The 25,939-nt window shown below is 74.3% G+C and carries 22 protein-coding genes and 1 pseudogene; 9 read left to right on the forward strand and 14 right to left on the reverse strand.

Annotation, left to right across the window (positions count from 1 at the left end; genetic code table 11):
* Position 1: 1 nt before the first annotated feature.
* On the reverse strand, positions 2 to 1,117 hold the full coding sequence (dnaJ, locus tag B5P21_RS09285) for a molecular chaperone DnaJ (RefSeq protein ID WP_045527850.1): 1,116 nt from the start codon (positions 1,115 to 1,117) through the stop codon (positions 2 to 4).
* 60 nt (positions 1,118 to 1,177) lie between these two features.
* Complete coding sequence (gene hrcA, locus B5P21_RS09290; RefSeq protein WP_094171057.1) at positions 1,178 to 2,200, reverse strand: heat-inducible transcriptional repressor HrcA; 1,023 nt, start codon at positions 2,198 to 2,200, stop codon at positions 1,178 to 1,180.
* A 187-nt stretch (positions 2,201 to 2,387) separates the two neighbouring features.
* Here hrcA and B5P21_RS09295 point away from each other — a divergent pair, with 187 nt between their 5' ends.
* Together B5P21_RS09295 and B5P21_RS09300 are read left to right on the forward strand one after the other, a co-directional pair.
* Positions 2,388 to 2,783, forward strand: a complete 396-nt coding sequence (locus tag B5P21_RS09295; RefSeq protein ID WP_045530298.1) for a DUF4870 domain-containing protein — start codon at positions 2,388 to 2,390, stop codon at positions 2,781 to 2,783.
* 10 nt (positions 2,784 to 2,793) lie between these two features.
* Positions 2,794 to 3,207 (forward strand): VOC family protein, encoded by a 414-nt coding sequence (locus tag B5P21_RS09300; protein ID WP_045527847.1) that lies wholly within the window; start codon positions 2,794 to 2,796, stop codon positions 3,205 to 3,207.
* A gap of 18 nt (positions 3,208 to 3,225) precedes the next feature.
* Here B5P21_RS09300 and hemW read toward each other — a convergent pair whose 3' ends face one another.
* Complete coding sequence (gene hemW, locus B5P21_RS09305) at positions 3,226 to 4,449, reverse strand: radical SAM family heme chaperone HemW (protein WP_045527846.1); 1,224 nt, start codon at positions 4,447 to 4,449, stop codon at positions 3,226 to 3,228.
* Between the two features lie 75 nt (positions 4,450 to 4,524).
* Here hemW and B5P21_RS09310 point away from each other — a divergent pair, with 75 nt between their 5' ends.
* The gene (locus B5P21_RS09310; protein WP_045527845.1) at positions 4,525 to 5,226 is read left to right on the forward strand and encodes an HAD family hydrolase; all 702 of its coding nucleotides are present in this window, start codon (positions 4,525 to 4,527) and stop codon (positions 5,224 to 5,226) included.
* Between the two features lie 21 nt (positions 5,227 to 5,247).
* Here B5P21_RS09310 and B5P21_RS09315 read toward each other — a convergent pair whose 3' ends face one another.
* Positions 5,248 to 5,901, reverse strand: coding sequence for a DUF1990 domain-containing protein (locus tag B5P21_RS09315; RefSeq protein WP_045527844.1), 654 nt, complete (start codon positions 5,899 to 5,901; stop codon positions 5,248 to 5,250).
* Between the two features lie 294 nt (positions 5,902 to 6,195).
* Between B5P21_RS09315 and B5P21_RS09320 the strand changes: the two genes are divergently transcribed.
* The 3 genes from B5P21_RS09320 to B5P21_RS17315 all read left to right on the forward strand — a co-directional run bounded on the left by B5P21_RS09320 (position 6,196) and on the right by B5P21_RS17315 (position 8,120).
* The gene (locus B5P21_RS09320; protein WP_094171058.1) at positions 6,196 to 6,975 is read left to right on the forward strand and encodes a hypothetical protein; all 780 of its coding nucleotides are present in this window, start codon (positions 6,196 to 6,198) and stop codon (positions 6,973 to 6,975) included.
* A 366-nt stretch (positions 6,976 to 7,341) separates the two neighbouring features.
* A complete protein-coding gene (locus B5P21_RS17310; RefSeq protein WP_246865268.1) occupies positions 7,342 to 7,803 on the forward strand; it encodes a hypothetical protein in 462 nt (153 codons plus the stop codon).
* Complete coding sequence (locus B5P21_RS17315; protein WP_052663193.1) at positions 7,800 to 8,120, forward strand: hypothetical protein; 321 nt, start codon at positions 7,800 to 7,802, stop codon at positions 8,118 to 8,120. The genes B5P21_RS17310 and B5P21_RS17315 overlap by 4 nt, the downstream gene beginning before the upstream one ends.
* Positions 8,121 to 8,191: 71 nt before the next feature.
* Here the strand turns inward: B5P21_RS17315 and lepA are convergent, their stop codons facing one another.
* The 3 genes and pseudogenes from lepA to B5P21_RS09340 form a co-directional block, all read right to left on the reverse strand.
* The gene (lepA, locus tag B5P21_RS09330) at positions 8,192 to 10,039 is read right to left on the reverse strand and encodes a translation elongation factor 4 (RefSeq protein WP_045527841.1); all 1,848 of its coding nucleotides are present in this window, start codon (positions 10,037 to 10,039) and stop codon (positions 8,192 to 8,194) included.
* Positions 10,040 to 10,149: 110 nt separating this feature from the next.
* Positions 10,150 to 11,132 (reverse strand): annotated as a pseudogene (locus B5P21_RS09335) (epimerase).
* A complete protein-coding gene (locus tag B5P21_RS09340; RefSeq protein WP_045527840.1) occupies positions 11,129 to 12,388 on the reverse strand; it encodes an amidohydrolase in 1,260 nt (419 codons plus the stop codon). Before B5P21_RS09340 ends, B5P21_RS09335 begins: the two are co-directional and overlap by 4 nt.
* 123 nt (positions 12,389 to 12,511) lie before the next feature.
* Between B5P21_RS09340 and B5P21_RS09345 the strand changes: the two genes are divergently transcribed.
* Together B5P21_RS09345 and rpsT are read left to right on the forward strand one after the other, a co-directional pair.
* Complete coding sequence (locus B5P21_RS09345; protein ID WP_094171059.1) at positions 12,512 to 13,030, forward strand: NUDIX hydrolase; 519 nt, start codon at positions 12,512 to 12,514, stop codon at positions 13,028 to 13,030.
* A gap of 135 nt (positions 13,031 to 13,165) precedes the next feature.
* Positions 13,166 to 13,429: a 30S ribosomal protein S20 gene (gene rpsT, locus B5P21_RS09350; protein WP_045527836.1), complete on the forward strand. Its 264-nt coding sequence runs from the start codon at positions 13,166 to 13,168 to the stop codon at positions 13,427 to 13,429.
* A 100-nt stretch (positions 13,430 to 13,529) separates the two neighbouring features.
* Here rpsT and holA read toward each other — a convergent pair whose 3' ends face one another.
* From holA to B5P21_RS09375, 5 genes are all read right to left on the reverse strand, one after another.
* Positions 13,530 to 14,558 (reverse strand): DNA polymerase III subunit delta, encoded by a 1,029-nt coding sequence (holA, locus tag B5P21_RS09355; RefSeq protein WP_045527834.1) that lies wholly within the window; start codon positions 14,556 to 14,558, stop codon positions 13,530 to 13,532.
* A 93-nt stretch (positions 14,559 to 14,651) separates the two neighbouring features.
* On the reverse strand, positions 14,652 to 16,394 hold the full coding sequence (locus B5P21_RS09360; RefSeq protein WP_045527832.1) for a ComEC/Rec2 family competence protein: 1,743 nt from the start codon (positions 16,392 to 16,394) through the stop codon (positions 14,652 to 14,654).
* A complete protein-coding gene (locus tag B5P21_RS09365) occupies positions 16,391 to 17,335 on the reverse strand; it encodes a ComEA family DNA-binding protein (RefSeq protein WP_308810557.1) in 945 nt (314 codons plus the stop codon). Before B5P21_RS09365 ends, B5P21_RS09360 begins: the two co-directional genes overlap by 4 nt.
* 147 nt (positions 17,336 to 17,482) lie before the next feature.
* Positions 17,483 to 20,041, reverse strand: a complete 2,559-nt coding sequence (gene leuS, locus B5P21_RS09370) for a leucine--tRNA ligase (RefSeq protein WP_094171060.1) — start codon at positions 20,039 to 20,041, stop codon at positions 17,483 to 17,485.
* Positions 20,042 to 20,092: 51 nt separating this feature from the next.
* Positions 20,093 to 21,613, reverse strand: a complete 1,521-nt coding sequence (locus B5P21_RS09375; RefSeq protein ID WP_052663192.1) for an anthranilate synthase component I family protein — start codon at positions 21,611 to 21,613, stop codon at positions 20,093 to 20,095.
* Positions 21,614 to 21,666: 53 nt separating this feature from the next.
* On the opposite strand from B5P21_RS09375, the gene B5P21_RS09380 reads away from it, so the two are divergent.
* A complete protein-coding gene (locus B5P21_RS09380) occupies positions 21,667 to 22,485 on the forward strand; it encodes an aminotransferase class IV (protein ID WP_045527829.1) in 819 nt (272 codons plus the stop codon).
* A 10-nt stretch (positions 22,486 to 22,495) separates the two neighbouring features.
* Here the strand turns inward: B5P21_RS09380 and cydC are convergent, their stop codons facing one another.
* Together cydC and cydD are read right to left on the reverse strand one after the other, a co-directional pair.
* The gene (cydC, locus tag B5P21_RS09385; RefSeq protein ID WP_045527828.1) at positions 22,496 to 24,184 is read right to left on the reverse strand and encodes a thiol reductant ABC exporter subunit CydC; all 1,689 of its coding nucleotides are present in this window, start codon (positions 24,182 to 24,184) and stop codon (positions 22,496 to 22,498) included.
* Positions 24,181 to 25,932 carry a thiol reductant ABC exporter subunit CydD gene (gene cydD / locus B5P21_RS09390; RefSeq protein WP_045527827.1) on the reverse strand — a complete coding sequence of 584 codons (1,752 nt, stop codon included), beginning with the start codon at positions 25,930 to 25,932 and terminating at the stop codon, positions 24,181 to 24,183. Before cydD ends, cydC begins: the two co-directional genes overlap by 4 nt.
* Between the last annotated feature and the right edge of the window lie 7 nt (positions 25,933 to 25,939).

Consider the following 25,939-nt stretch of genomic DNA (forward strand, 5'->3'; position numbering starts at 1 on the left):
GTCAGACGTTGAGGAAGCGGTCGCGGAGCTTCTGGAACAGGCCCTGCTGGAAGTGCGCGAGGTGCGGCGCGGGGGCCTTGTTGCGGCGCGCGAACTGCTGGATGAGGTCGCGCTCCCTGTGGTCGAGCTTCTGCGGCGTGACCACCTGGATGCCGATCTTGAGGTCGCCGCGCCCCGAACCGCGGAGCTTCGTCACGCCGCGGCCGCGCACCGTGATGATCTCGGCGCTCTGGATCCCGGGGCGCAGCTCCAGGTCGACGTCGCCGTCGAGCGCCTCGATGTGCGCGTCGCTGCCGAGGATGGCGTCGACCATGCTCACCTCGACGGTCGCGAGGAGGTCGTCGCCGTTGCGGCTGAACACCTCGTGGTGCGTGACCTTGATCTCGAGGTAGAGGTCGCCGTTCGGGCCGCCCGCCGGGCCGACCTCGCCGGAGCCGGGCATCTGCAGGCGGAGGCCCGTGTCGACGCCGGCCGGGATGTCGACCGGCACGGTGCGGCGCGCGCGGACGCGGCCCTGGCCCTGGCAGGTGGGGCACGGGTGCGGGATGACGGTGCCGTAGCCGCGGCAGGTGCCGCACGGGCTCGACGTCATGACGTTGCCGAGCAGCGAGCGCACCTGGCGCTGGATGCTGCCGGAGCCGCGGCAGATGTCGCACGTGACGGCGCTCGTGCCGGGCTGGGCGCAGGAGCCGTGGCACGTGTCGCATACGACCGCCGTGTCGACCTCCAGGTCGCGGTGCACGCCGAAGATGACCTCCTCGAGCTCGACCTCCACGCGCAGCAGCGCGTCCTGGCCGCGCTCCTGCCGCGAGCGCGGGCCGCGTCCGCCCCCGCCCTGCTGGCCGCCGAAGAACGTCTCGAAGATGTCGCCGAACCCGCCGAAGCCCTGGCCGCCCTGGCCGCCGAACCCGGCCTGCGGGCCGAGGTCGTACTGCTGGCGCTGCTGGGGATCCGACAGCACGTCGTACGCGTGCGTGACGAGCTTGAACCGCTCAGCGGCGTCGGGGGCGTCGTTGACGTCCGGGTGGAGCTGGCGCGCCTGCTTGCGGTACGCCTTCTTGATCTCCTCTGGCGTCGCCTCGCGGCTCACGCCGAGTACTTCGTAGTGGTCAGCCACGTCGGGCCCTTCGGTGGTGATGGTCGTGGGGAACAGGGGCGGTGCGCCGGCGCGGGGCCGTCACCGCTCCTCGAGCAGGCGCGAGAGGTAGCGCGCGACCGCGCGCACCGACGCCATGTTGGTGGAGTAGTCCATCCGGGTCGGGCCCAGCACGCCGAGGCGCGCGAGCACCCCGCCGGACGAGCTGTAGCCGCTGGTGAGCACGCTGGTCTCGCCGAGGCCGAACGGGGCGTTCTCCCGGCCGATGCTCACCGAGACGCCGTGCTGGTCGGCCTCCATCTCGCCGAGCAGGCGGAGGAGCACCACCTGCTCCTCGATGGCCTCGAGGACGGGCGAGATGCTGCCGGGGAAGTCGCGCTCGGTGCGGGCGAGGTTCGCGGATCCCGCCAGCAGCAGCCGCTCCTGCCGGTTGGCGAGCACCTGCTCCACGAGCGTGCCCGCGAGCACCGACGCCGCGGCGCGCTGGCCGGGCTCGACCTCGTCGGAGAGGGTCTCGAGCCGGGCGGCCGCCTCGGCGAGGCCGAGCCCGCCGACGGCCTGGTTGATCCGCGTGCGCATGACCGCGAGGAACGCGTCGTCCGGATCGCCCGCGAGCTCCACGACGCGCTGCTCGACGCGGCCCGTGTCGGTGATGAGCACCGTGAGCACGCGCGTGGTCGACAGCGCCACGAGCTCGACGTGCTTCACGTGGCTCGTGGCGAGCGACGGGTACTGCACGAGCGCGACCTGGTTGGTGAGCTGCGCGAGGAGGCGCACGGTGCGCGCGAGCACGTCGTCGAGGTCGACGGACTCGCCGAGGAACACGTGGATCGCCTGGCGCTGCGCGGGCGTCAGCGGACGCACGTCGGCGAGCTGGTCAACGAAGAAGCGGTACCCCTTGCCCGTCGGCACGCGCCCGGACGAGGTGTGCGGCGCGGCGATCAGCTCCTCCTCCTCGAGGAGGGCCATGTCGTTGCGGATGGTGGCGGCCGAGACGCCGAAGGCGTGGCGCTCGACGATGGACTTGGAGCCCACGGGCTCCCGCGAGGACACGTAGTCCTTCACGATCACCCGGAGGACGTCGAGTCCGCGTTCCGAGACCATGGCGGCTCCCTCCTGGCACTCGTCGGTTCTGACTGCCAATCGTACCGCGGGTCCGCGGGTGCTCGGCGTTGCCGGGCGCGCGCCGTCGGCGGTACCGTGGATGAGCCCGGTGCTGCCTGGCTCCACGCACGATCCGTCCGCGTCCGCCGATCCCCGGTCGTCGCCCGGCACCGAGAGGCTCTCCGCGATGTCCGCACCCGATCCCCACCCGTACGGCGCGCCCGCTCCGCTCACGCCGAGCGAGGACCGCCTCTGGGCGTCGCTCACGCACTTCCTCGCGATCCTCATCGTGCCGTCGTTCATCGTCTGGCTCGTGTTCCGCGAGCGCGGCCGGTTCACCGACCAGGAGGGCAAGGAGGCGACCAACTGGACCATCAACGTCGCGGGCGCCCTCGTCGTCCTCAACGTGCTGCAGGCGGTGTTCCTCGTGATCCCCTTCCTCGGGATCATCCTCAACCTCCTCCTCGGCCTCGTGATCTTCGCGGTGGTCGTGGTCAACATCGTGTTCGCGATCATCGGCGGCACGCGCGTCCAGGCCGGCCGGCCCTACCGCTACCCGCTCAACATCCGTTGGATCAAGTAGGCGGTCGCCCGTGAGCGCCCGGATCCGGCACGTCGCCATCGACTGCGGGGACCCGCACGCGCTCTCCCTCTTCTGGGCCGGCGTGACGGGCTTCGCGGAGGACCCGGACGAGCCGAACCTCCCCGGCGAGGACGTGGCATGGCTCGGCGACCCCGTCTCGGGACTCGGGATCATCCTGCAGCGGGCGGACAGCCCCAAGACGACGAAGAACCGGCTCCACCTCGACCTGGCGCCCGACGACCGCACGCGCGACGAGGAGGTCGACCGCGTGCTCGAGCTCGGAGCGTCGCTCGTCGCCGACCGGCGCAACGCGGACGGCAGCGGCTGGGTCGTGCTCGCGGATCCCGAGGGCAACGAGTTCTGCGTGGAGCGCAGCGACGCCGAGCGCGAGGCCGGCGACGAGGTGGGCGCGGTCGTCCTCTGACGCCCGGCCGGGCCGCGGCTAGTCCTCGAGCAGCCGGCGCACGACGGCGTCGGCCAGAAGGCGCCCCTGCAGCGTGAGCACGAGGGTGCCGGAGAGCGCGGCACGCGGATCCACCAGGCCGTCCGCGATCAGGCCCGCGACCTGGCGGCGGCCCTCCGCGGTGAGCGTCGGGATCGCCAGCCCGTCGCGGATGCGGGCGCCGAGGAGCACGCGCTCCACCTCGCGCGTCGCGTCGTCGAGCGATTCGCGTCCCGCGCCGGGTGAGGCGCCTGCTAGCACGCGGTCGGCGTACGCGGCGGGGTGCTTGACGTTCCACCAGCGGACGCCGCCCACGTGGCTGTGCGCGCCCGGTCCCACGCCCCACCAGTCGTGGCCCTGCCAGTAGGCGAGGTTGTGGCGGCTGCGACGGCCGTCGCGCGCCCAGTTGCTCACCTCGTACCACTCGTAGCCGGCCTCGCCCAGCAGGCGGTCGGCGAGCTCGTACATGTCGGCCTGGAGGTCCTCGTCGGGCTCGGGCACCTCGCCGCGGCGGATCTGCCGCGCGAGCTTCGTCCCCGGCTCGACGATGAGCGCGTACGCGGACAGGTGGTCGGGCTCCTGCGCGATCGCCTGCTCGAGCGAGGCGCGCCAGTCGTCGATGGTCTCCCCCGGCGTCCCGTAGATGAGGTCGAGGCTCACCTCGAGGCCGGCCGCCCGGGCGCCGCGGACGACGGGCGCGATGCGCGCGGGATCGTGCGTACGCTCCAGCGTCGCGAGCACGCGCGGCACGGCGGACTGCATGCCAAAGGAGACGCGCGTGAAGCCGCCCGTCGCGAGGGCCGCGAGGTACGCGTCGTCGACGCTGTCGGGGTTCGCCTCCGTGGTGACCTCGGCGCCCTCGGCGATGCCCCACGTGTCGCGCACGGCGTCGAGCATGCGGACGAGGTCCTTCACCGGGAGGAGCGTCGGCGTGCCGCCGCCGAGGAAGACGGTGGAGGCGGGACGCGGGGGGACGCCCGACTCGTGCAGCGCGGATGCGGCGAAGCCCACCTCCTGCACGGCCTGCGATGCGTAGTCGGACTGCTTCACGCCGCGCAGCTCCGGTGCCGTGTAGGTGTTGAAGTCGCAGTAGCCGCAGCGGACGCGGCAGAACGGGACGTGCAGGTAGACGCCGAACGCGCGGGTCTCGGCGTCGACCGCGGCGGAGGCCGGCAGCAGCCCGTCGGCGGGGGCGGGATCGGCGAGGGGCAGGGCGGACGGCATCCGTCCATCATCCCCCGCGCGGGGAGCACCTCGGTGCGGTCCGTGCCCGACCCCGCCCTCCGGCAGGATGGGCGCATGACCGACGCCTCCTCGCCCCGGCCCCTGCACGTCCTGTGGGACGTCGACGGCACGCTCCTGCTCAACGGCCCGCGCGCCGGGGGCATGTACCACCGCGCGATCGAGCTCGCCGCGGGCGAGGAGCTCGAGGACCGCACGGTCCACGCGCACGGGAAGACGGACGGCCAGATCATCTGGGAGACGCTCGACCTCTACGGCCTGCCCGCCTCGCTGCACGCCGCGGTCCGCGAGCAGCTCGAGGGGATGTCGCGCGTCGAGCACTACGGTGCCGGACGCCGCGAGGTGCCGGTCGGCGTGCCGCGGCTCGTCGCCGACGTCGCCGCGCGCGGCTGGGTGAACGCGCTGCTCACCGGCAACTCGCCGCTCCGCGCGCGCTACAAGCTGGACGGGGCGGGGCTCGACGTCGGCCTGTTCGACTGGGACGCGTCGTTCTTCGGGCATGAGGCGCGGATCCGCAGCGACCTCACGCTCCGCGCCGCGGAGGCGCTGGCCGGGGCCGCGGTCGTGATCATCGGCGACACCCCCGCCGACGGCGTCGCGGCCGAGGCGGCCGGCTTCCCGTTCGTGGCCGTCGCCACGGGCGCCTACGACGTCGCGCAGCTCCGGTCGCCGGACGCGCACGCGGCCGTCGTGGTCCCCGATCTCCAGGCCGGCCACGACGAGGTCATGGCGTACCTGGACGGGCTCGCCGCGGGCTGATCCCGTGCGGCGGGCGGCGGATCAGGCGGACGCGACCGCCGGGTGCAGCGACCGCAGGTACCGGCGCATGAAGACGCCCTGCACGATCCGGAGCACCGGGCTGGCCAGCCGCATCGGCCACGACGCCGGTCGCGAGAAGACGCGCAGGGTGAGCCACACGCTGCCGTCGGGCTCCCGGGAGACGAGGAACGCCTCCTCGCCGCTCAGCGGGTGCCCGTGCACGGTGCCGTACGCGAAGCCGACCCGGTCGGTCTCCTGCACGGTGTACACGACGCGGACGGGTGCCTCGGGGTGGAACGGACCGAACGGCATGCGCAGCACGGCTGACGTGCCCGACGTGATCCACGCAGTGCCGTCGTCGCCGTACAGCGTCTCGCGCGGCCGGTCGACGGGCACCTGGGGCACCCCGTCCTCGTCGAACTCGAGGCCGGTGTAGCCGGGGTCGTCCGGCACCTCCTGCTCGATGCGCGTGACCTTGATCCCGCTGCCGCGCTGCACGCCCCACGTCATGAGGAGGGCGACGGCCTGCTCGAAGCGCTCGTCGCCGCTGCCGAGCCGGGCGCTCGCCTCGGCGGGACGGTAGCCCTCGGGCGGGTAGGTCATGATGTCGACGGCCTGGGTGCCGCCGACGGAGCCGTACGTGACGGCGGTCGCGGTGTAGGTGCTACGGCGCATGCCGTCAAGACTACGGCGTGTCGCTGGGCGTCCCGCGCGTGCCGACGACGCGGCCTCTGCCATCCGTCGCGCCGCCGGATCGGGGGTGGACATCATCCGTCATCCCTGCGGAGGACGTGCGGGCCCCGCCCGTCATCCCGGCGCCGTAGCGCCCACCGGAGCGTCACCGGATCGTGACCTGGACGAGCGCGGGGCGACCTCCGCGCCCCCTAGCCTTCACACGACGACGGGCCTCCCGGCGCCGCCCCCACCCCATCCCGACGCTCCCCGTCGATCATCGGAAGGCTCTCCCGCATGCTCCGCTCCCTCACCGCCCTCGCCGTCGTCGGCACCCTCGCCGTCGGCGGTCTCGTGGTCGCGACCCCCGCATCCGCCGCATCGGCGAGCGGCACGTTCTACTCGGTGCCCTACGACTCGACGCTCTTCGAGGTCTCTACGGTCGACGGTCGCCCGTACGTCGAGCCCGCGTCCTTCGAGTCGTGGCGCTCCGCCGGCTTCCCCAAGCCGGTCGCCGCCCCGACGGACTATCGACGATTCACCTGGGACGCGACGATCTACGCCGTCTCAGCGGCGGGCTCCGCCTCCTTCTCCACCTACATCGACGGCGCCCAGTGGCGGCGCGTGGGATCCCCCGCACCCCGCACCGACCGACTCACCCCCTCGGCCACGATCCTCCAGTACCAGGGCTCGGACGAGCTCTTCGTCGTCGACGGCGGACCCTCCTGGGCAGATGACAACCCGGGCTACCACCAGCTGACCTTCGCCGAGTACGCGCACCTCGGCTACCCGGCGGTGGACCAGACCTCGCCGCGCATCTTCACGAAGCTCTCGTGGAACCCGACGCTCGTCGGGCCCATCTCGAGCACGGGCGAGACCGGCCCGGTGCCGTTCGACGTGTGGGACTACTTCGCCCGCCCCACGCCCGCCGTGGTCGCCTCCTACGACGGTGACAAGTTCTGCCAGGCTGCCGGAGCGGACGAGATCCGCTACATCGGCCAGGCCGCTCCGGATGGCATGGCGCTGACGTTCGGCGAGTGGGTCGCGGCTGGATCGCCGAAGCCCGCCACCTGCTGAGCCTGTCCGCACGGCACGACGCGCCCCCCGCCTCCTCGGCGGGGGGCGCGTCGTGCGTCTGGGCTCCGGCAGCCGATCGGGACGTAGCACGGGTCGGATCCCCTGTCATCACCCCGTGTGGTGACGGCCCCTCCTCCCCGCGCGCCACCCCGTCCGGGGGTCATTTCCTAAGTGATGAAACCGTGATCAGAAAGGGATTCCGGTGACGCGGGGAACCGCTAGCTTGAGCGTGCGACGGCAAGCCGGAACGGGTCGGAGCGGATCGGGTCACCCGATGCGCACGTGCCACATGGGCGCCGCAGCTCCTGTTCCCCTCCACCCCATCCACCCTCTCCGACGCTCGTCGTCGACCACCGGAAGGCCACCATGAACCGCTCACTGCCCGCCCTCGCCCTCGTCGGGGCGCTCGCCCTCGGCGGCTCGCTGCTCGCCGCGGCGCCCGCCCAGGCCGCCGCCGGGGGGACCTACTACTCGGTCCCCTTCAGCGACTCCCTCATCCTGGAGTCCTCCATCTCCGCCGACGAGCCCGGCGTCGGGTACGCGTCCTACGCGGAGTGGAAGGCCGACGGCTTCCCGCGCCCCGTGCCCGCCGACGCGGAGTACCGCGTCCTCCCCTGGGACAGCACCGTCTTCGCCGACGTGATCGGCACGCACTCCGGCCTCACCGCGACGCTGTCCGGCGCCGAGTGGCGCCGCGCGGGATCGCCGACCCCCACGCGCAACGTGCTCCCGATCTCCTCCCTCGTCGTCCAGTACGACACGTCCGACGAGCTGCTCGTCCGCACCGGCACGCTCTGGGGTCGGACGCCGCCGAGTGGCACACGATGACCTTCTCCGAGTGGCGGACCCTCGGCTACCCGGCCGTCGACTACCGCCCCGGGACCGGCTTCTCACGGCTGGCCTGGCTCGACACGATCGTCGGCCCGGACCCCGTCAAGGCCGGGGACGGCCCGATCGGCTACGACACGTGGCTCGACGCCGGTCGCCCGACGCCGAAGGTCCTGCAGGCGTTCCCGTTCGACAAGTACTGCTCCACCCCGGGCAGCGCCGAGATCCGCTACGTCGGCATGGCCGCTCCCGAGGGGCTCGCGTTGACGTTCCGCCAGTGGGTCGCCGCCGGCTCGCGGACGCCGACCGCCTGCTGACGCTCCCTCCCTGCACACGACGCGCCCCCTGCCTCTCGAGGCAGGGGGCGCGTCGTGCGTGCGGGAGCCGGCTACTTGGCCTTCTTCTCCGTGTCGCCCGAGAGCGCGGCGATGAACGCCTCCTGAGGGACCTCGACGCGTCCGACCATCTTCATGCGCTTCTTGCCCTCCTTCTGCTTCTCGAGCAGCTTGCGCTTGCGGGTGATGTCGCCGCCGTAGCACTTGGCGAGCACGTCCTTCCGCATGGCGCGGATGGACTCGCGGGCGATGATCCGCGCGCCGATGGCCGCCTGGATCGGCACCTCGAACTGCTGGCGCGGGATGAGCTCGCGCAGGCGGCCCGTCATGAGCACGCCGTACGCGTAGGCCTTGTCGCGGTGGACGATGGCGCTGAACGCGTCGACCTGCTCGCCCTGCAACAAGATGTCGACCTTCACGAGGTCCGAGTCCTGCTGGCCCGCGGGCTCGTAGTCGAGCGACGCGTAGCCGGCCGTCTTGCTCTTGAGGTTGTCGAAGAAGTCGAACACGATCTCGCCGAGCGGCATCGTGTAGCGGATCTCCACCCGGTCCTCGCCGAGGTACTCCATGCCGAGCAGGATCCCGCGCCGCGACTGGCACAGCTCCATGATCGTGCCGACGTAGTCCTTGGGCGCGAGGATCGCGGCCTTCACCACGGGCTCGGAGACGCTGACGATCTTGCCGCCCGGGAACTCGCTCGGGTTGGTGACCGTGACCGTCTTCTTGTCCTCGCTCGTGACCTCGTAGATGACGCTGGGCGCGGTCGTGATGAGGTCGAGTCCGAACTCGCGCGAGAGGCGCTCCGTGATGATCTCGAGGTGCAGGAGGCCGAGGAAGCCGCAGCGGAAGCCGAAGCCGAGCGCGACCGAGGTCTCGGGCTCGTAGACGAGCGCGGCGTCGGAGAGCTTGAGCTTGTCGAGGGCGTCGCGGAGGTCGGGGTAGTCGGATCCGTCGATCGGGTAGAGGCCGGAGAAGACCATGGGCAGCGGCTCGGTGTAGCCGGGCAGCGCCTCGGTCGCGGGGCGCGCGGCCGTCGTGACGGTGTCGCCGACCTTCGACTGGCGCACGTCCTTCACGCCCGTGATGAGGTAGCCGACCTCGCCGACGCCTAGGCCGTCGGACGGCGTGGGCTCGGGCGAGCTGACACCGATCTCGAGGATCTCGTGCGTGGCGCGCGTCGACATCATCGCGATCTTCTCGCGCGGGCTGAGCTTACCGTCGATCATGCGGACGTAGGTGACCACGCCGCGGTAGGCGTCGTAGACCGAGTCGAAGATCATGGCGCGCGCGGCGCCGTTCGGGTCGCCGACGGGCGCGGGGATGGTGCGGGAGACGCGGTCGAGCAGCTCCTCGACGCCGGCGCCCGTCTTGCCCGAGACGCGCAGGACGTCGTCCGGGTCGCCGCCGATGAGGGACGCGAGCTCGGCCGCGTACTTGTCGGGGTCGGCCGCCGGGAGGTCGATCTTGTTGAGGACCGGGATGATCGTCAGGTCGTTCTCGAGCGCCAGGTAGAGGTTCGCGAGCGTCTGCGCCTCGATGCCCTGCGCGGCGTCCACGAGGAGGATCGCGCCCTCGCACGCGGCGAGCGAGCGGGAGACCTCGTAGGAGAAGTCGACGTGGCCCGGGGTGTCGATCATGTTCAGCGCGTACGTCTGCCCGTCGAGCTCCCACGGCATGCGGACCGCCTGGCTCTTGATCGTGATGCCGCGCTCGCGCTCGATGTCCATGCGGTCGAGGTACTGGGCGCGCATGGCGCGCGACTCGACGACGCCCGTCAGCTGCAGCATGCGGTCGGCCAGCGTGGACTTGCCGTGGTCGATGTGGGCGATGATGCAGAAGTTGCGGATGGACGCGGGGTCGGTCGCGGCGGGCCGGAGGGCCTTCGTTGCTAGGGGGCTCACGCGTTCCTTACGGGTCTCGTCGGTGGAGCGGAACCCCGATCATCCCACGGGAGGCCCGGGGGCCGTCCCCGCGGCGCGCGGCCGACCGGCCCGACCGCGCCGCGGGACGGTCAGCGGCGCACGATGTCGGCGACGGCCGCATCCAGCTCCGGCCACCGGAACCGGTACCCAGCGGCCTCGAGCGTCTCCGGGACGACCCAGCGGCTCTTGAGCACGAGCTCGGGCTCGGTGCGGAACAGCCACATGCCGACCTCGAGCATCCACCGGTTCGCGGCGAGCCCGATGGGCATGCCGACCGTGCCGCGGAGGACCTTCATCAGCCGCCGGTTCGTGACGGGCGAAGGGCTCGACGCGTTGACCGGGCCCTCGAGCGACGGGGTGTCGCGCACGAAGCGGATGATGCCGACGAGGTCGTCGATGTGCAGCCAGCTGAAGACCTGGCGGCCCTTCGTCGGCTGGAAGACGTGGTGCGCGCCCGCGCGGATCCGCGACGGGCGGCCGGGGAAGCGCCCGTCGAGCTGCGGACCGCCGAGGCCGAAGCGCGCGAGGCCGAGGAGGGGCTGCAGCGCGCCGTCGCGGCCGAGCACGATCGCGATGCGGAGCGCGACGCGGCGCGGCGCGTGGACGGCAGCTCGGGCGCGAAGAACACCCGCTCCCACGCGCGGCCGACCGACGGCGAGAAGTCCTCGCCGAGCTCGCCGGTCGACTCGGTCTGCGGACGGTCGGTGGCGTGCCGGTAGACGGTGGCGGTGGAGGCGTTGATCCAGAGCGGCACGGGCCGCGCGCTGTCGGCGACGGCGCGCGCGAGCTCGGCGGTCGTCTCGACGCGCGAGCGGAGGATCTCCCGCCGGTTCGCGACGCCGTACCGGCAGTTCACGCTCTTGCCCGCGAGGTTCACGAGGAGGTCGGCGCCGTCGACGACGCGGCGGATCCCGTCCTCGTCGCCCCAGCGCGCGTCCGCGCCGGAGCGGCCGATCGTGAGGACGCGATATCCCTCGTCGGCCAGCTCGCGGACGAGCACCTGCCCGATGAAGCCCGACGCGCCCGCGACGACCGCGGTGCGCGGGGCGGCGGTTCCCTGTGCGTCGCTCATGCGCCGAAGCGCGTGCGGCGCTCGACCGTCGTGCCCGTGCCGTCGGCCCAGGTGTAGACCGTGTCGCCGCCGATGATGACGTGCTCGGCGCGGGACTGGACGTCGAGCGGGTCCCCCGACCAGATCACGACGTCGGCGTCGAGGCCCGGCGTGAGCGCGCCCACGCGGTGGTCGAGGCGGAGGATCGCGGCCGGGTTCGCCGTGATGGCACGGATGGCGACGTCGGCGGGCAGCCCGTCCTTCACCGCGAAGGAGGCCTGGTGCACCAGGAAGTCGATCGGCACCACGGGCGCGTCGGTCGTGATCGCGACGAGGACGCCCGCGCGGTGCAGCGCCGCGAGGTTGGCGACGGCGCGGTCGCGGAGCTCGACCTTGGAGCGCGAGGTGATCATCGGGCCGAAGATCACCGGGATGCCGCGCTCGGCGAGCACGTCCGCGATCTTGTCGCCCTCGGTGCCGTGGTTGACCACCAGGCGGTAGCCGAACTCGTCGGCGAGGCGGATCGCGGTGGCGATGTCGTCGTGGCGGTGCGTGTGCTGGTCCCAGGCGAGCTCGCCGTCGAGCACGCGGACGAGCGTCTCCTTGCCCAGGTCGCGGGAGAACGGCTTGCCCTCCTTCGCGGCGTGGTCGCGGGCGGCGCGGTAGTCCTCCGCGTCGCGGAACGCTCGGCGGATCACCATGGCGACGCCGAGGCGCGTCGACGGCGTGCGGTCCTTGGCGCCGTAGACGCGCTTGGGGTTCTCGCCGAGCGCGCTCTTGACGCTGACGGAGTCGCTGACGAGCTGCTCGTCGATCGTGCGGCCGCCCCACGACTTGATCGCGACGGACTGGCCGCCGATCGGGTTGCCGGAGCCGGGCTTGACGACGATGGTCGTGACGCCGCCCTTGAGCGCGTCGCGGAAGCCCTCGTCGTCGATGTCGATGGCGTCGATCGCGCGCACCGAGCTCATGTCCGGGTCTGTCATCTCGTTGGTGTCGTTGCCCGCCGGGCCGTTGGCCTCCTCGTGGATGCCGACGTGGCCGTGCGCCTCGACGAAGCCGGGGAGCACCCAGCTGCCGGCAGCGTCGATGACGGTCGCGCCCTCGGGCACGTCGACGTCTCCGCCCTGCCCGACCGCGGCGACGAGGCCGTCGCGGAGGAGGACGGTGCCGCCGGGGATGGGCGCGCCGTCGACGGGGACGACGTGGCCGCCGACGATGGCGGTGACGGAGGAGGCGGAGGCGCGGACGGGGGACGTGCTGTCGGAGAGGGGCATGCTCCGAGCCTAGGACGCAGACGGGGCGTGACGGGCGGCGCGGGGCCTCCGCGGGCGCGGGCCTCCGCGGGTGCCGCACCCGCGGAGCGCGGGCGGTGCAGCGGGTGTCGGTACGCTCGCGGGATGGGCATCCCCGACTTCATCGTCTCCCTCCGCGAGCGGATCGGCACCGCTCCCCTGTGGCTCTCGGGCGTCACCGCCGTGATCCTCGACGGGCCGCGCGTCCTCCTCGTCCGACGCAGCGACACCGGCGAGTGGGCGCCCGTGACGGGGATCCTCGATCCCGGCGAGGGGCCGGCCGTGGCCGCCTGGCGCGAGGCCGAGGAGGAGACCGGCGTGGCCGTGGAGGTGGAGCGGCTGGTGGCCGTCGGCACGACCGGCGAGATCACCTACCCCAACGGCGACCGCGCCAGCTACCTCGACCTGACGTTCCGCTGCCGCTACGTGTCGGGCGAGGCGCGCGTCAACGACGACGAGTCGCTCGAGGTCGCGTGGTGGCCGGTGGACGCGCTGCCGGACATGTCCGCCGACTTCCTCGCGCGGATCCGGAACGCGCTCGATGACGGACCCGGGACCCGCTTCGTGCGACCCGGCGACGACGTCCCGCGTCCGGCCGGCGACGCGCGGGGCCCTGCCGCCTGATTTCCCGGCCCGGACCTGGTATCGTCGCCTGTTGGCTTGCGTGTGATCCTCCCCGATCACGCGGTATCGCCGCAGGCGCCCTCTCTCGCTGAGCGGCAACTCATACGACGACAATTCGAACGGAAGACATAACACGTGGCAAACATCAAGTCGCAGATCAAGCGCATCGGCACCAACAAGAAGGCCCAGGAGCGCAACAAGGCCGTCAAGAGCGAGCTGAAGACGGCCATCCGCTCCGTCAAGACCGCCATCGCCGCGGGCGACAAGGACGCGGCCGTCAAGGCCGTCAGCCTCGCCGGCAAGAAGCTCGACAAGGCCGCCAGCAAGGGCGTCATCCACAAGAACCAGGCCGCGAACCGCAAGGGCGCGATCGCCAAGCAGGTCGCCAAGATCGGCTGACCGCCCCTGGTGTGGACGACGGGCCCCGCGCATCGCGCGGGGCCCGTCGTCGTATCCGGGTGCGGGTCGCGAGCCAGCCGGTCGGCGCCGTCGGCGACCGTCAGTCGCGGCCGCGGGAGGCGATGGTGCGCACCATGCGCTCCAGCGAGTAGACGGGATCGCGCCCGCCGCCCTTGACCTGCGCGTCCGCTTCGGCGAGGGCCTCGATGGCCCGGCCGAGGCCCGCGTCGTCCCACAGCTGCAGGTCGCGTCGGGCGCGGTCGACCTGCCACGGCGCCATGCCGAGCTTCGACGCGAGCTGGCCCGACGCGCCGGAGACGCCCGACACCTTCGCCATCGTGCGGATCTTCATGGCGAAGGCCGCGATGAGGGGCACCGGATCCGCGCCCGAGGTGAGCGCATGCCGGAGCAGCACGAGCGCCTCGCCGCTGCGGCCGGCGATCGCCGCGTCCGCGACCGCGAAGGCGTTGATCTCGACCCGGCCGCCGTAGTACTGGTCGACCGTGACCTCGGTGATCTCGTGGGCCGTGTCGGAGATGAGCTGCTGGCACGCCGACGCGAGCTCGCTCACGTCGTCCTGGAACGCCGCGACGAGCTGCCGCACGGCACCCGGCGTGATGGAGCGCTTCGCTGCCCGGAACTCGGCGACGGCGAAGTCGTGCTTCTCGCTGTCCTTCTTGAGCTCCGCGCACACGATCTCGATGCCGCCGCCGGTGCCCGCGCGCACGGCATCGAGGAGCTTCTTGCCGCGCACTCCCCCGGCGTGCCGGAGCACCACGTAGGTGTCGTCGGCCGGCGAGTCGAGGTAGGCCACGGCGTCGAGCAGGAACTGGTCCGAGCACTTCTCCACGTTGACGACCCGGATGAGCCGCGGCTCGGCGAAGAGGGACGGGCTCGCCAGCGTGATGAGCTCGCCCGGCGCGTACGAGTCGGCCTCGATGTCCGAGACCTCGATGCGGGGGTCCTCCGCCGTGAGGATGTCGCGGAGGCGTCGCATCGCCCGGTCGGCGAGGAGGGCCTCGGTGCCGGACACGAGGACGATGGGCGCCGGCCGCACCGCGTCCCACGGGAGCTGCGGGATGGCCGCGGAGGGCTTCGCGGCCGTGCTGCGGGACGTCCTGGTCGCCATGCGGGTCCTTCCGGGAGCGTGCGGGTGCGGGTGCGGGTGCGTCGACGTGCACCGGGTGGCCCGGCGGTGGGCGGGTGGTCGGGCGGATCCAGGTTAGCCGCCGGGGGCGACGTCGCCCGGCCCCGCGACGGCGTCCGGAGGTCGTCGCGGCGCTGCGGGTCGACCGAGCGCGACCACCGCGACGACCAGGGCGATCGCGACCGCGAGGGCGATGACGCCGACGGGCCCGGCTGCCCAGGGCACGCGGCCCGCGGGGAGACGCGACGTGACGGACGCGACCGCGGCGATCCACGATGCGGGCAGCCACGCCAGCCGCAGCACGAGACCGCCCGCCGCCGGCCAGACGGGCAGGACGACGCAGGCGACGAGCCCGCCGATGGTGGCGGGGGCGGCGGCGGGCTCGGCGAGGACGTTGGCGAGCACGCCGTGCACGGGCAGGCCGGGTTGCAGCACGAGGAGCACCGGCTGGCACGCCACCTGCGCGGCGACCGGGATCGCGAGCGCCTCGGCCAAGCGGCGCGGCATGCGGCGCGACAGGCGGTCCGCGAGCGGCGGCGCGAGCACGAGGAGCCCGGCCGTCGCCAGCACGCTCAGGGCGAAGCCGAGGTCGCGGGCCAGCCAAGGATCACCCGTGAGCAGGGCGACCACGGCCGCGGAGAGGGCGGGCAGGCCGCGGGAGGGCCGGCCGGACGCGGTGGAGACGATGAGCACGGCGGCCATGACGGCGGCGCGCAGCACGCTGGGCTGCGGGGTCACCAGGATCACGAACGCGCCAAGGGCCGCCAGCGCCGCGACCGCTCGCGCCGGTCGCCGGAGCCCGACGGCGGCCGCCAGCGCGAGCACGAGCCCCACGATGACCGCGCAGTTCGCGCCGGAGACGGCCGTGAGGTGCGTGAGCGAGCTGTCCTTCATGGTCTGCGCGAGGGCGGGCGTCACCGCCGACACGTCGCCGATCGCGAGCCCGGGCAGCAGCTGCGCCCCCGGTCCGCCGAGGTCGGCGGCGGCGCCGGCGAGGCCGGAGCGGAGGCCGTCGGCGATCCCGAACGGGCCGACGGGATCGCCCACGGGCTCGGGTGCGCCGCGCGCGAGGAGGAGGTAGGCCGCGCGATCACCAGCATCCGCGGCCCGGACGGCGGCGGTCAGCCGCACGACGGCCCCCACGCCCAGTCGATCCCGCCCGGGACCATCGCCGGGGTCGCCGGCAGCGGCGAAGACCACGACGGGCACCGGGGCCGGCAGCAGCAGCGTGTCGTCCACCGTCCGCCCGCCCGCCTCGCGGCCGACGTGGACCGCGGTGAGGTGCGCGACGATCCGCACCCGGTCGACGCGGCCGGAGCCGCTCCCCGAGCGCGAGGCGACCGGGGCGGGAGGCTCATCGACGACGGCGTCCGCGACCACCGTGCCGTCCGCGTGCGCGGCGGCGTCCAGGATCTCCGGGTGGCGCGACGGCTCCCGGGCGGCGGCGGCCCCGAGGAGCATGGCCGTCAACCCGGAGGCGACCGCCAGCACGGCCGCACGCCGGCGGAACCGGGCCGCCGACGCCTCCGCCCCAAGCGGTGACCGCCGACGGGGGACGCGCCGCTCGGCGTGCACGGGACCCGTCGCGGTGGATCGTGCCCGCGCGCGCACCGCCGACCGGACGGCGATCCCGGCGGACACCAGCGCCACCGACGCGGCGACGACGGCCGACGGCGCGGACGCCCCGCGGACGCCGATCGCGAGCGCGGTGGCCGACCAGCCGACGGCTGCCGGGATCGCCAGTCGGAGGTCGACCGCACCCGACCGCCATCGCCTGGGGCCGCCCGAGCCGCCGGAAGCCCCTGACCTCCGCGTCACACCCGCACCAGCGGGGTGAGCGACGCGAGCGTGCGGTCGCCGATGCCCGGGACCCGTCCCAGGTCGGCGACGCGCGCGAAGCGACCGTGCGCGGAGCGCCAGGCGATGATGCGCGCGGCGAGGGACGGGCCGACGCGCGGGAGCGTCTCCAGCTGCTCCGCCGTGGCGGTGTTGAGGTCGACCGGTGCGGACGGGCTCGCGCTCCCGGCGCCGCCGCCGGCCGCTCCTGCCGGGGCCGCCGTCGGCGTCTCCCCCTGGCGCGGGACGACGAGCTGCTCGCCGTCGGAGAGGACGCGCGCCAGGTTCACGCCCGCGGTGTCGGCGCCGTCGGCGAAGCCGTGCGCGGCGGCGAGGGCGTCGACGACGCGGCTGCCCGGAGCCAGCGGGAACAGCCCCGGGGAGACGACCGCGCCGACCACGTGCACGTAGATGGGCGTCCGCGCGCCGTCCGCGGATCCGCCTCCCCCGCCGTCCGCGTCGCCCGCGCCGGCTGTGCCCGCGTCCCCGGCGTCGCCGGCCGCATCAGCGTGCGCGGGACCGTCCGATGGGTCGGAACCCGTGCTCGCGTGCGCCGCCGAGCTCGGACGCGCGGCGGCGGGCGCCGTCGGGGAGGCGTCGCCGGCCGACTGGACTGCGGTCACGAGGATCGTCACCACGAGCGCGGCGCCGACCAGCACGGCCGCTGCCCCGACGCCGACGCGGAGCCGGACGCGCACCCGCTGACCGGGCAGCGGACGCGCGTCGGCGCGTGCGCGGGACGCGGGGACGTCGTCGATGAGCGGCTCCTCGTCGACCGGCTCCTCGTCGCGTGGCTCCACGTCGGATCGCTCACGCCACGGCCGCACGGCGTCCGAGGGCCAGGCGGAGTCGGTCACCGAGCCGTCGTCCGTCCATGCCGGCTGCTCGGTGGCTTCGGGTCCGGGACGGCGGAGGGGGCGCATGCGGGCACGGTAGGCGGTGCGCGGCGGCAGCCCGGCCGCACGGAACGGTCTGGGGATCGCCGACGCGGATCCGCCCTGGGATGGAGCGAGGGCGGCCGTCTCCGGGCCGCCCTCGTCTCACCGCGGCGTCGTGTCGCCGGCCGCCCCTCAGCGCGCGGGCGTGGTGGTGATGCTCACGATCTTCGGCGCGCGCACGATGACCTTGTCGATCGTGCGTCCCGCGGTGGACCGCTTGACGCCCGCCGTCTCGCGCGCGAGCGCCTCGAGCTCGTCGGCGCCGATCTTCGCGTCGACCTCGAGCTTGTCGCGCACCTTGCCGTCGACCTGCACCACGGCCGTGACCGTGTTCACGACGAGCAGGTTGCGCTCCGCCTTGCGCCAGCCCGCGAACGCGACCGAGCCCTCGCGGCCGAGGCGCTTCCACATGTCCTCCGCCGTGTAGGGCGCGAACAGGCTCAGGGCGATGGCGACGACCTCGGTGGCCTCGCGCACCGCCGCGTCGCCGCCGCCCGGGCCCTGGTCGATGGTCTTGCGGATGGCGTTGACGAGCTCCATCGTGCGCGCGACGACGACGTTGAACTTGAACGCCTCGAGCATGCCGGGCGCCTCGGCGAGGAAGCGGTGGGTGACGCGGCGCAGCGCCTCGTCCCCCGTCTTCCACTCCACCTCGGGGGCGCTCGTGATGTCGCCCGTGAGCCGCCAGGCGCGCGCCAGGAACTTCGCGGATCCGGACGGGGAGACGTCCTCCCAGTCGATGTCGTCCTCCGGCGGGCCGGCGAACGCCATGGTCAGGCGGATGGCGTCGACGCCGTGGCGGTCCATCTCGCTCCCGAGGTCGACCCCGCCCTTGCTCTTCGACATCTTGCTGCCGCCGGAGAGCACCATGCCCTGGTTGAGCAGCGCGCTGAACGGCTCGGTGAAGGTGACGTAGCCCAGGTCGAACAGGACCTTGGTGATGAAGCGCGCGTACAGCAGGTGCAGGATCGCGTGCTCCACGCCGCCCACGTACTGGTCGATGGGCGCCCAGCGGTCGGCGTCGGCCGGGTCGAACGCCTTCGTGGCGTCGTTCGGCGACAGGAAGCGCAGCCAGTACCAGGAGCTGTCCATGAACGTGTCCATGGTGTCGGGGTCGCGCGTGGCGGGGCTGCCGTCGACCGGGCTCGGCACGTTCGACCACTCCGTGGCGGCGGCGAGCGGCGACTTGCCCTTCGGCGTGAGGTCGAGGCCCTCGGTGCCCGGCAGGCGGACGGGCAGCTGGTCCTCCGGGACGCGGATCTCACGGCCCTCGGCGTCGTAGACGATGGGGATGGGCGTGCCCCAGAAGCGCTGGCGCGAGATGAGCCAGTCGCGCAGGCGGAAGCTCTTGGCGGCGCGGCCGCGGCCCTCCGCCTCCAGCTGCTCGATGACGCGCTTGATGGCCGGCTGCTTGCTCAGGCCGTTCAGCGCGCCGGAGTTGATGAGGCGGCCCTCGCCGGGGAGCGCCACGCCCGTGCGCCCGGGCAGCACCTCCTCGAGGTCGGGCAGCTCGCCGTCCTCGGGGATGATGCGGATCGCACCCGTGACGGGCTGCGTCGTGTCGACCACGACGCGCACCGGCAGGTCGAAGGCGCGCGCGAAGTCGAGGTCGCGCTGGTCGTGCGCGGGCACGGCCATGACCGCGCCCGTGCCGTAGTCGGCGAGCACGTAGTCGGCGGCCCAGACGGGGATCCGCTCCCCGTTGACCGGGTTGATCGCCGTGCGCCCGAGCGGGATGCCGGTCTTGGGGCGGTCGGTCGTGGAGCGCTCGATCTCGTTGAGGCGCTGCGTGCGCTCGAGGTAGCCGCGGAAGTCCTCGCGGATCTCCTCGGACGCGCCCTCGACGAGCTCCGCGGCCAGGTCGCTGTCGGGCGCGACGACCATGAAGGTTGCGCCGTGCAGCGTGTCGGGACGCGTGGTGAAGACCGTGACGGGCTCGTCGCGGCCCTCGACGACGAAGTCGACCTCGGCGCCGATGGAGCGGCCGATCCAGTTGCGCTGCATGCTGATGACCTTGGCGGGCCAGGTGCCCTCGAGCTGGTTGAGGTCGTCGACGAGGCGGTCGGCGTAGTCGGTGATGCGCAGGTACCACTGCGTGAGCTTCTTCTTGACGACGACGGCGCCCGAGCGGTCGGACGTGCCGTCGGGCAGCACCTGCTCGTTGGCGAGCACGGTCTGGTCCACCGGGTCCCAGTTGACCCAGCTGTCCTTCCGGTAGGCGAGGCCCTTCTCGTGCATCTTGAGGAACAGCCACTGGTTCCACTGGTAGTACTCGGGGTCGCTCGTGTGGAGCTCGCGCTCCCAGTCGAAGGAGAGGCCGTAGCGCTTCATCGACCGCTTCTGCTGGTCGATGTTGGCGTAGGTCCACTCGCGCGGGTCGACCCCGCGCTTGATGGCGGCGTTCTCGGCGGGCAGGCCGAACGAGTCCCAGCCGATGGGGTGGAGGACGTTGAAGCCCTGCTGGCGCCAGTAGCGCGCGACCGCGTCGCCGAGCGCGAACGCCTCGGCGTGGCCCATGTGCAGGTCGCCCGAGGGGTACGGGAACATGTCGAGGATGTACTTGCGCGGGCGGCTGTCGCTCGCGTCCGGCGTGCGGAACGGCTGCTCGCGCTCCCAGACCGCCGACCACTCGGCCTCGATGGCGCGGAAGTCGTAGGTGTCGCCGGGGGTGTCGGGTGTCTCGTGTGCCAAGGGCGCTCTCGATTCGATGCGGGGGTCGCGGCCGTGAAGGCCTCGACAAGACTAGTGAACGCGCGGGCGCGGTCCCGAACCGGTGGGAGGGGCTGCCGGTCGGGCCGGATCGGGCGCGCTGGGGAGGGGCGGACGCGACGAGCGGGGCTCGCCGCGCGGCGGCTCCAGGCGGCCCGCCCGGACGGCGGCCAGGAGCGGCGCGGCCTTCACGCGCACCTCCTCGAGCTCCTCCTCGGGGACGGACAGCGCCGTGATCCCGCCGCCGGCGCCGACCGTCGCGCGGCCGTCCGTGACGACGACCGAGCGGATCACCATGGCGAGGTCGACGCGGCCGTCGTCGCCGAACCAGCCGAACGCGCCCGCGTAGACGCCGCGCGGCCCGCCCTCGAGCGCGGCGAGGATGCCGACGGCCGCGGACTTCGGGGCACCCGTCATGGATCCCGCGGGGAACAGGGCGCGCACGGCGTCGACGGCCGAGACGCCCGGGGCCAGCTCCCCCTCGACGCGGCTCACGAGCTGGTGTACCTGCGCGTAGGCCTCGACGGCGAAGAGGCTCGTGACGCGCACGGATCCGAGCACGCACACGCGGCTGAGGTCGTTGCGCATGAGGTCGACGATCATGACGTTCTCGGCGCGCTCCTTCTCGCTGGCGAGGAGGTCGGCGCGCGCCCGCGCGTCGGCGGCGGGATCGGCATGGCGGGGTCGCGTGCCCTTGATGGGCAGGGTGCGGAGCGTGCCACCCGCGTCGACCTCCACGAACCGCTCGGGCGAGGCGCTGACGAGGGCCGTGCCGCCCACGCGGAGGAAGGCGCCGTGGTGGGTGGGGCTGAGGGCGCGGAGGGCGAGGTGCACGCGGACGGAGTCGACGGCTCCCGGGACCTCCGCGCTGTTCGTGAGGCAGAGCTGGTACGCGTCGCCACGGCGGATGGACTCCTGGCAGGAGCGGATGAGGTCGAGGTAGGCGTCGTCGTCGTGGCGCCAGACGGGGGTGGCGTCGACGTCCTCGTCCGCGGTGCGCGGGACGGGAGGCGCGCCCGACGCGGCCGTGCGGGCGAGCTCCTCCTCGACGGCGTGCGGCCACGGATCCCCGGCGCGGGCGACGGCCCAGACCTCCCCCGCCGCGTGGTCGAAGGCGAGGAGGCGGTCGACGCGGATGGCGGCGGCGGGCACCGGGGACGTTGCGTCGGCGGGCGCGCTCGGCGGGGCGTGGTGGAGCGGGACGGTCTCCGTCCAGGCGTCGTGCGGGATCCAGCCGACCACGCCCAGCCGGAAGGCGAGGCCGTCCGGGAGCGGGGCCTCGGCGGCGTGAGCGGGCGCGGGCGAGGAGCGCGGGCCCGGGGACGCGGGCAGCATCCCCGCCAGTCCCGCGAACACGCCCCGTGGCCACTCCGCGGTCGTGCCGGCGGACGCCGCGAGGTAGCTCCAGCCCTCCCCCGCCGAGTCGTCGAGCCAGGCGACGTCGCCGGCCCGCTCGTCCGCGAAGATCGCGAGGAACACCGCCTCCGGGTCGTGCCAGGCGTCCAGCCGTCGGCCGACGACCTGCCCCGCGGCGCGCGCGTCGGCCTCGTGCATGCTCGGCCTCCCGGTGTCGTGAGCGCACCCGGTGGCCGCCTAGCCTCAAGGGTATGAGTTCCGAGACGATCCTCCGGTGGACCGCGGCGGGCTGGGCGGCGGAGCCCGCGGATCCCGCCGGTGGAGGGATCGAGGAGGCGCGACCCGCCGGGCACCGGGTGCTCGCGGCCGACTCGTTCCTCGTCGACGACGGCCGCGTCCTCGCGCTCGACGTGCACCGCCAGCGGTTCCTCGCGTCGCTGCGCCTGCAGGGCGCGGCCGTGCCGGATCCCGCCGCCTTCCTCGACGCCGCGGTCGCCGCGCTGCCCCGGGACGGCGCGTGGTTCCCGCGCGTCGAGGCGCTCCGCGGACCCGACGGCGACACCGCGCGGCTCCTCGTGCGGCCGGCGCCGGAGCGCACGGCGTCGGTGGTGCTCCGCGACCACGACGGGCCGGATCCGCGCACGATGCCGCGCGTCAAGGGACCGGACCTGCACGCGCTGGGAGCCCTGCGCAGCCGCGCGTCCCGGTACGGCGCGGGCGAGGCGGTGATCCTCGCGGCCGACGGCACGATCGTGGAGGGCGCCTACAGCGCGATCCTGTGGTGGCACGGCGACGCCCTCGCGGTCGTCGAGGGCGACGTGCCGCGGATCCCGAGCGTCACCGAGCGCAGCATCGTCGCCCTGGCGACGGCCCTCGGCGTCGACGTGCTGCACGAGCGTCCGCGGCCGGCTGACCTCGACGGCCGCGAGGTGTGGGCGGTCAGCGCCCTGCACGGGATCCGGCTGGTGCGCGGCTGGATCGACGGCCCGGCCACCGCGGCCGAGCCCGGCCGGGCGCGCGCGTGGCGCACGCGGCTGGATGCGCTGCGGCGCGAGCTGCCCGCGGGCTGACGACGGCGCGTCAGCCCGTCCGGACGCGGTCGCCGGCGACCCGCAGCTCGACCGTCCGGTCCACGAGGTCGCCCGGCACGTCCGTGTGCGTCAGCAGGAGCACCCCGCGGCCGCGGTCGCGCGCGGCCGTCAGCACGTCGCGCAGCACGGCGCGGGCGCGCTCGACGTCGACGTCCGCCGTCGGCTCGTCGAGGACGAGCACCGGGAAGTCGGCGAGCAGGGCCCGTGCCAGGGCGATCCGCTGCGCCTGCCCGCCGGAGACGAGGCCGCCGCGGTCGCCGACGCGCGCGTCGAGGCCGCCCCCCTCGGCCGTCCAGTCCGCGAGGCCCACGCGGGCGAGCACGGCGACGAGCTCGTCGTCCGTCGCGTCGTCGCGCGCGAAGAGCAGGTTCTGCCGGATGCTCGCGTCGAAGAGGTGCGGCGCCTGCTCGCAGAGGCCGACGATCCGCCGCACGGCCGACGTGGGCATCACGCGGGCGTCGCGGCCGTCCAGCTCGTAGTCGCCGCGCGACTCGAGGAAGCGGGCGAGGGCGGCCGCGAGCGACGACTTGCCGGATCCGCTCGGGCCGCGCACGACGACCGTCTCCCCCGGCCGGACCACGAGCGAGACCGGTGCGAGGGCGTCCGCGTCGGCGCCCGGCCAGCGCGTGACCAGGTCCTGGACCTCCAGCGTCGTTCCCGCGGGCGAGGCGTCGGCGGTGACGGGCTCCGCGTCGGCGCCGTCCGGCTCCCGCGGGATCTCGTCGGGCACCGTCTCCGGGACGACCCCCGCCACGCGCTCCGCGCTCGTGCGCACGCGCCGCCAAGCCTGCACCGCGAGCGGGACGGCGGTCGCCTGCTCGACGAGCGCGAGCGGCACGAGCGCGGCCAGCGCGAGCCAGGCGGGATCGAGCGTCCCCGACGCGAGCCCCGGCACGGCCTGCAGGACGGTCCACCCGGCGACCGCGCCCGTGCCGGCGAGCACGACGCCCGTGGTGATGCCCGCGGCCGCGGCGCTGCGGAGCTCCGCGCGCCGGAGGTCGGCGGCAGCGCGGTCGATCGCGGCGAGGCGCGCGTCCACCGCCCCGAACGCGGTCAGCACGTCGAGCCCGCCGATGAGGTCGAGCACCAGATCCTGCAGGCGGGCGCGGAGCGGCGCGATCCGCGTCTCCGCGCGCCCCGCCAGAGCCGTGGTCGCGCCGATCCCGACGACGAGCGCGACCCCGAGCACGACGGCGAGGGCGATCCCCGCCGCCGGGAGCACCGCCCCCACGACCGCGACGCTCGCCGCCTGCACCAGCACCGACACCGCGAGCGGCTGGACGACGCGCAGCGGGAGGTCCTGCAGTCGGTCGACGTCGCCGACGAGGCGGGCGAGGAGATCGCCGCGGCGCGTGTCGCGGAGGCCGGCGGGCGCGAACGGGAGGAGGCGCTCGAAGACGCCCACGCGGAGCGTCGCCAGCGCGCGGAAGGCCGCGTCGTGACTCGTGATGCGCTCGAGGTAGCGGAACGCGGCGCGCCCGAGCGCGAAGGCGCGGACCCCGACGATCGCCATGCCGAGGAACAGGATCGGCGGCTGCTCGGACGCGCGCGTGATGAGCCAGGCCGCGGTCGCGAGGAGCGCGACCGCGCCGACCGCGCTCGCGAGGCCCGCCAGCAGGCCGGGCAGGGCGCGGCGCGCGGGCGGCTGGGCGAGCCGGAGGACGTCGTCGCGGTTCACGGCGCCACCTGCGCGCGCCAGGCGGGCTCCGGCGCGATGCGGGCGGGAGCCACGCGGGCGGCGCCGACCGGTGATGCGACGGCAGCCGGTGCGTCGTCCTCGCCGGATGCCCCGCCCAGCCGCAGCTCGGCGTCCGCCGCCCGCACGAGCGCGCCGCGGTGCGTGACGACCACGACCGCGCGACCCTGGTCGGCGAGCGCGCGGATCCCCGCGGCGAGCCGCTCCTCGGACGCCGCGTCGAGCGCGGAGCTCGGCTCGTCGAGCAGGACGAGCGGGCAGTCGAGCGCGAGCGCGCGGTGCACGGCGCGCGCGACCGCGACCCGCTGGGCCTGACCGCCCGACAGGCCCTGCCCGCCGACGCCGAGGACGAGGTCGGGGTCGATGCCGTCGGCCGCCGCGAGCGCGAGCGCGCGCCGCACGAGCGCGTCGTCGGGATCCGCGACGCCCAGCGCCACGTTGTCGCGCACCGTCCCCGCGACGAGCCCCGGACGCTGTCCCGCCCAGGCGATCTCGGTCGGGACGGGCGGTCGCAGCCCGGCCGCGTCGGCCGCTCCGATCCAGCCCACGGCTCCGCCCGCGGGCAGCTGGCCGAGGATCGCCCCGAGCAGCGAGGACTTGCCGACGCCGCTCGGCCCGGTCACGGCCGTGACGCGGCCCCGCGGGAATCGCGCGGAGACGCCGGAGAGCACGGCGCGGTCGTCGCGCGCGACGGCGAGGTCGCGGATCGCGAGCGCGTCGCCCGCGGGAGGCGTCGCGGTCGCGGGGCCCGGCACGGGACGCGTCGCGCGCGTCGCCCGCTCCTCCTCGAGGATCCCGAGCACGTCGTCGGCGGCCGCGACCCCCTCGGCGGCCGCGTGGAACTGCACGCCCACCTGCCGGATCGGCAGGAAGGCCTCGGGCGCGAGCAGCAGCACGAACAGGCCCACCTCGAGGTCCAGCTGCCCGCCGATGAGGCGCACGCCCACCGACACGGCCACGAGCGCGACCGACAGCGACGCCGCGAGCTCGAGCACGAAGCCGGAGAGGAACGAGATCCGCAGCACCCGCATGGTCTCGACGCGGTACTCCTCCGTGACCCGGCGGATCCGCGCGGTCTGCCGCCGCGCGCGCCCGAAGACCAGGAGCGTCGACAGCCCGTCGACCACCTCGAGGAAACCGGACGCGAGCTCGGTGAGGCGCGACCACTGCCTCCGCTGCACCTCCTGCGTCGCCCACCCGACGAGCACCATGAACACGGGGATCACGGGCAGCGTCACGAGCACGGTCACGCCCGTCAGCGGGTCGGAGAGGAAGAGCACGGCCACGACGATCGGCGTCGCGAGCGCCGTGAGGATGAGCTGCGGCACGTAGCGCGCGAAGTACGGGTCGAGCGCGTCGAGCCCGGGGCCGACGATGGTCGCGAGGCGTCCGCGGCTGCGGCCGGCCGTCCACGCGGGCCCGAGGTCGGCGATCGCCCGGAGCGCGCGCCGGCGCAGCTCGGCCGTGACCCGGGCGGCGCCGCGCGCGCCGGTCACGTCGAGGAGCCAGGCCGCGGCGCCGCGCACGACGCCGGATCCGACCGCCAGCGCGAGCACGGGCGCGAGCGCGGACTGGTCCGCCCCGCCGATCGCCCGCACGACGAGCTGCGTGAGCGACCAGCAGAAGGCGACGAGCGCGGCCGTCTGCACCACGCCCACGACGGCGCCCACGGCGAGCATGGCGCGGGCCGACGCGGAGTGCCGCAGCAGCCGGGGATCCAGGGGCTTCACGGCGCCC

The organism is Clavibacter michiganensis subsp. insidiosus (assembly GCF_002240565.1).
In the GTDB taxonomy this organism is placed as follows: Bacteria; Actinomycetota; Actinomycetes; order Actinomycetales; family Microbacteriaceae; genus Clavibacter; species Clavibacter insidiosus.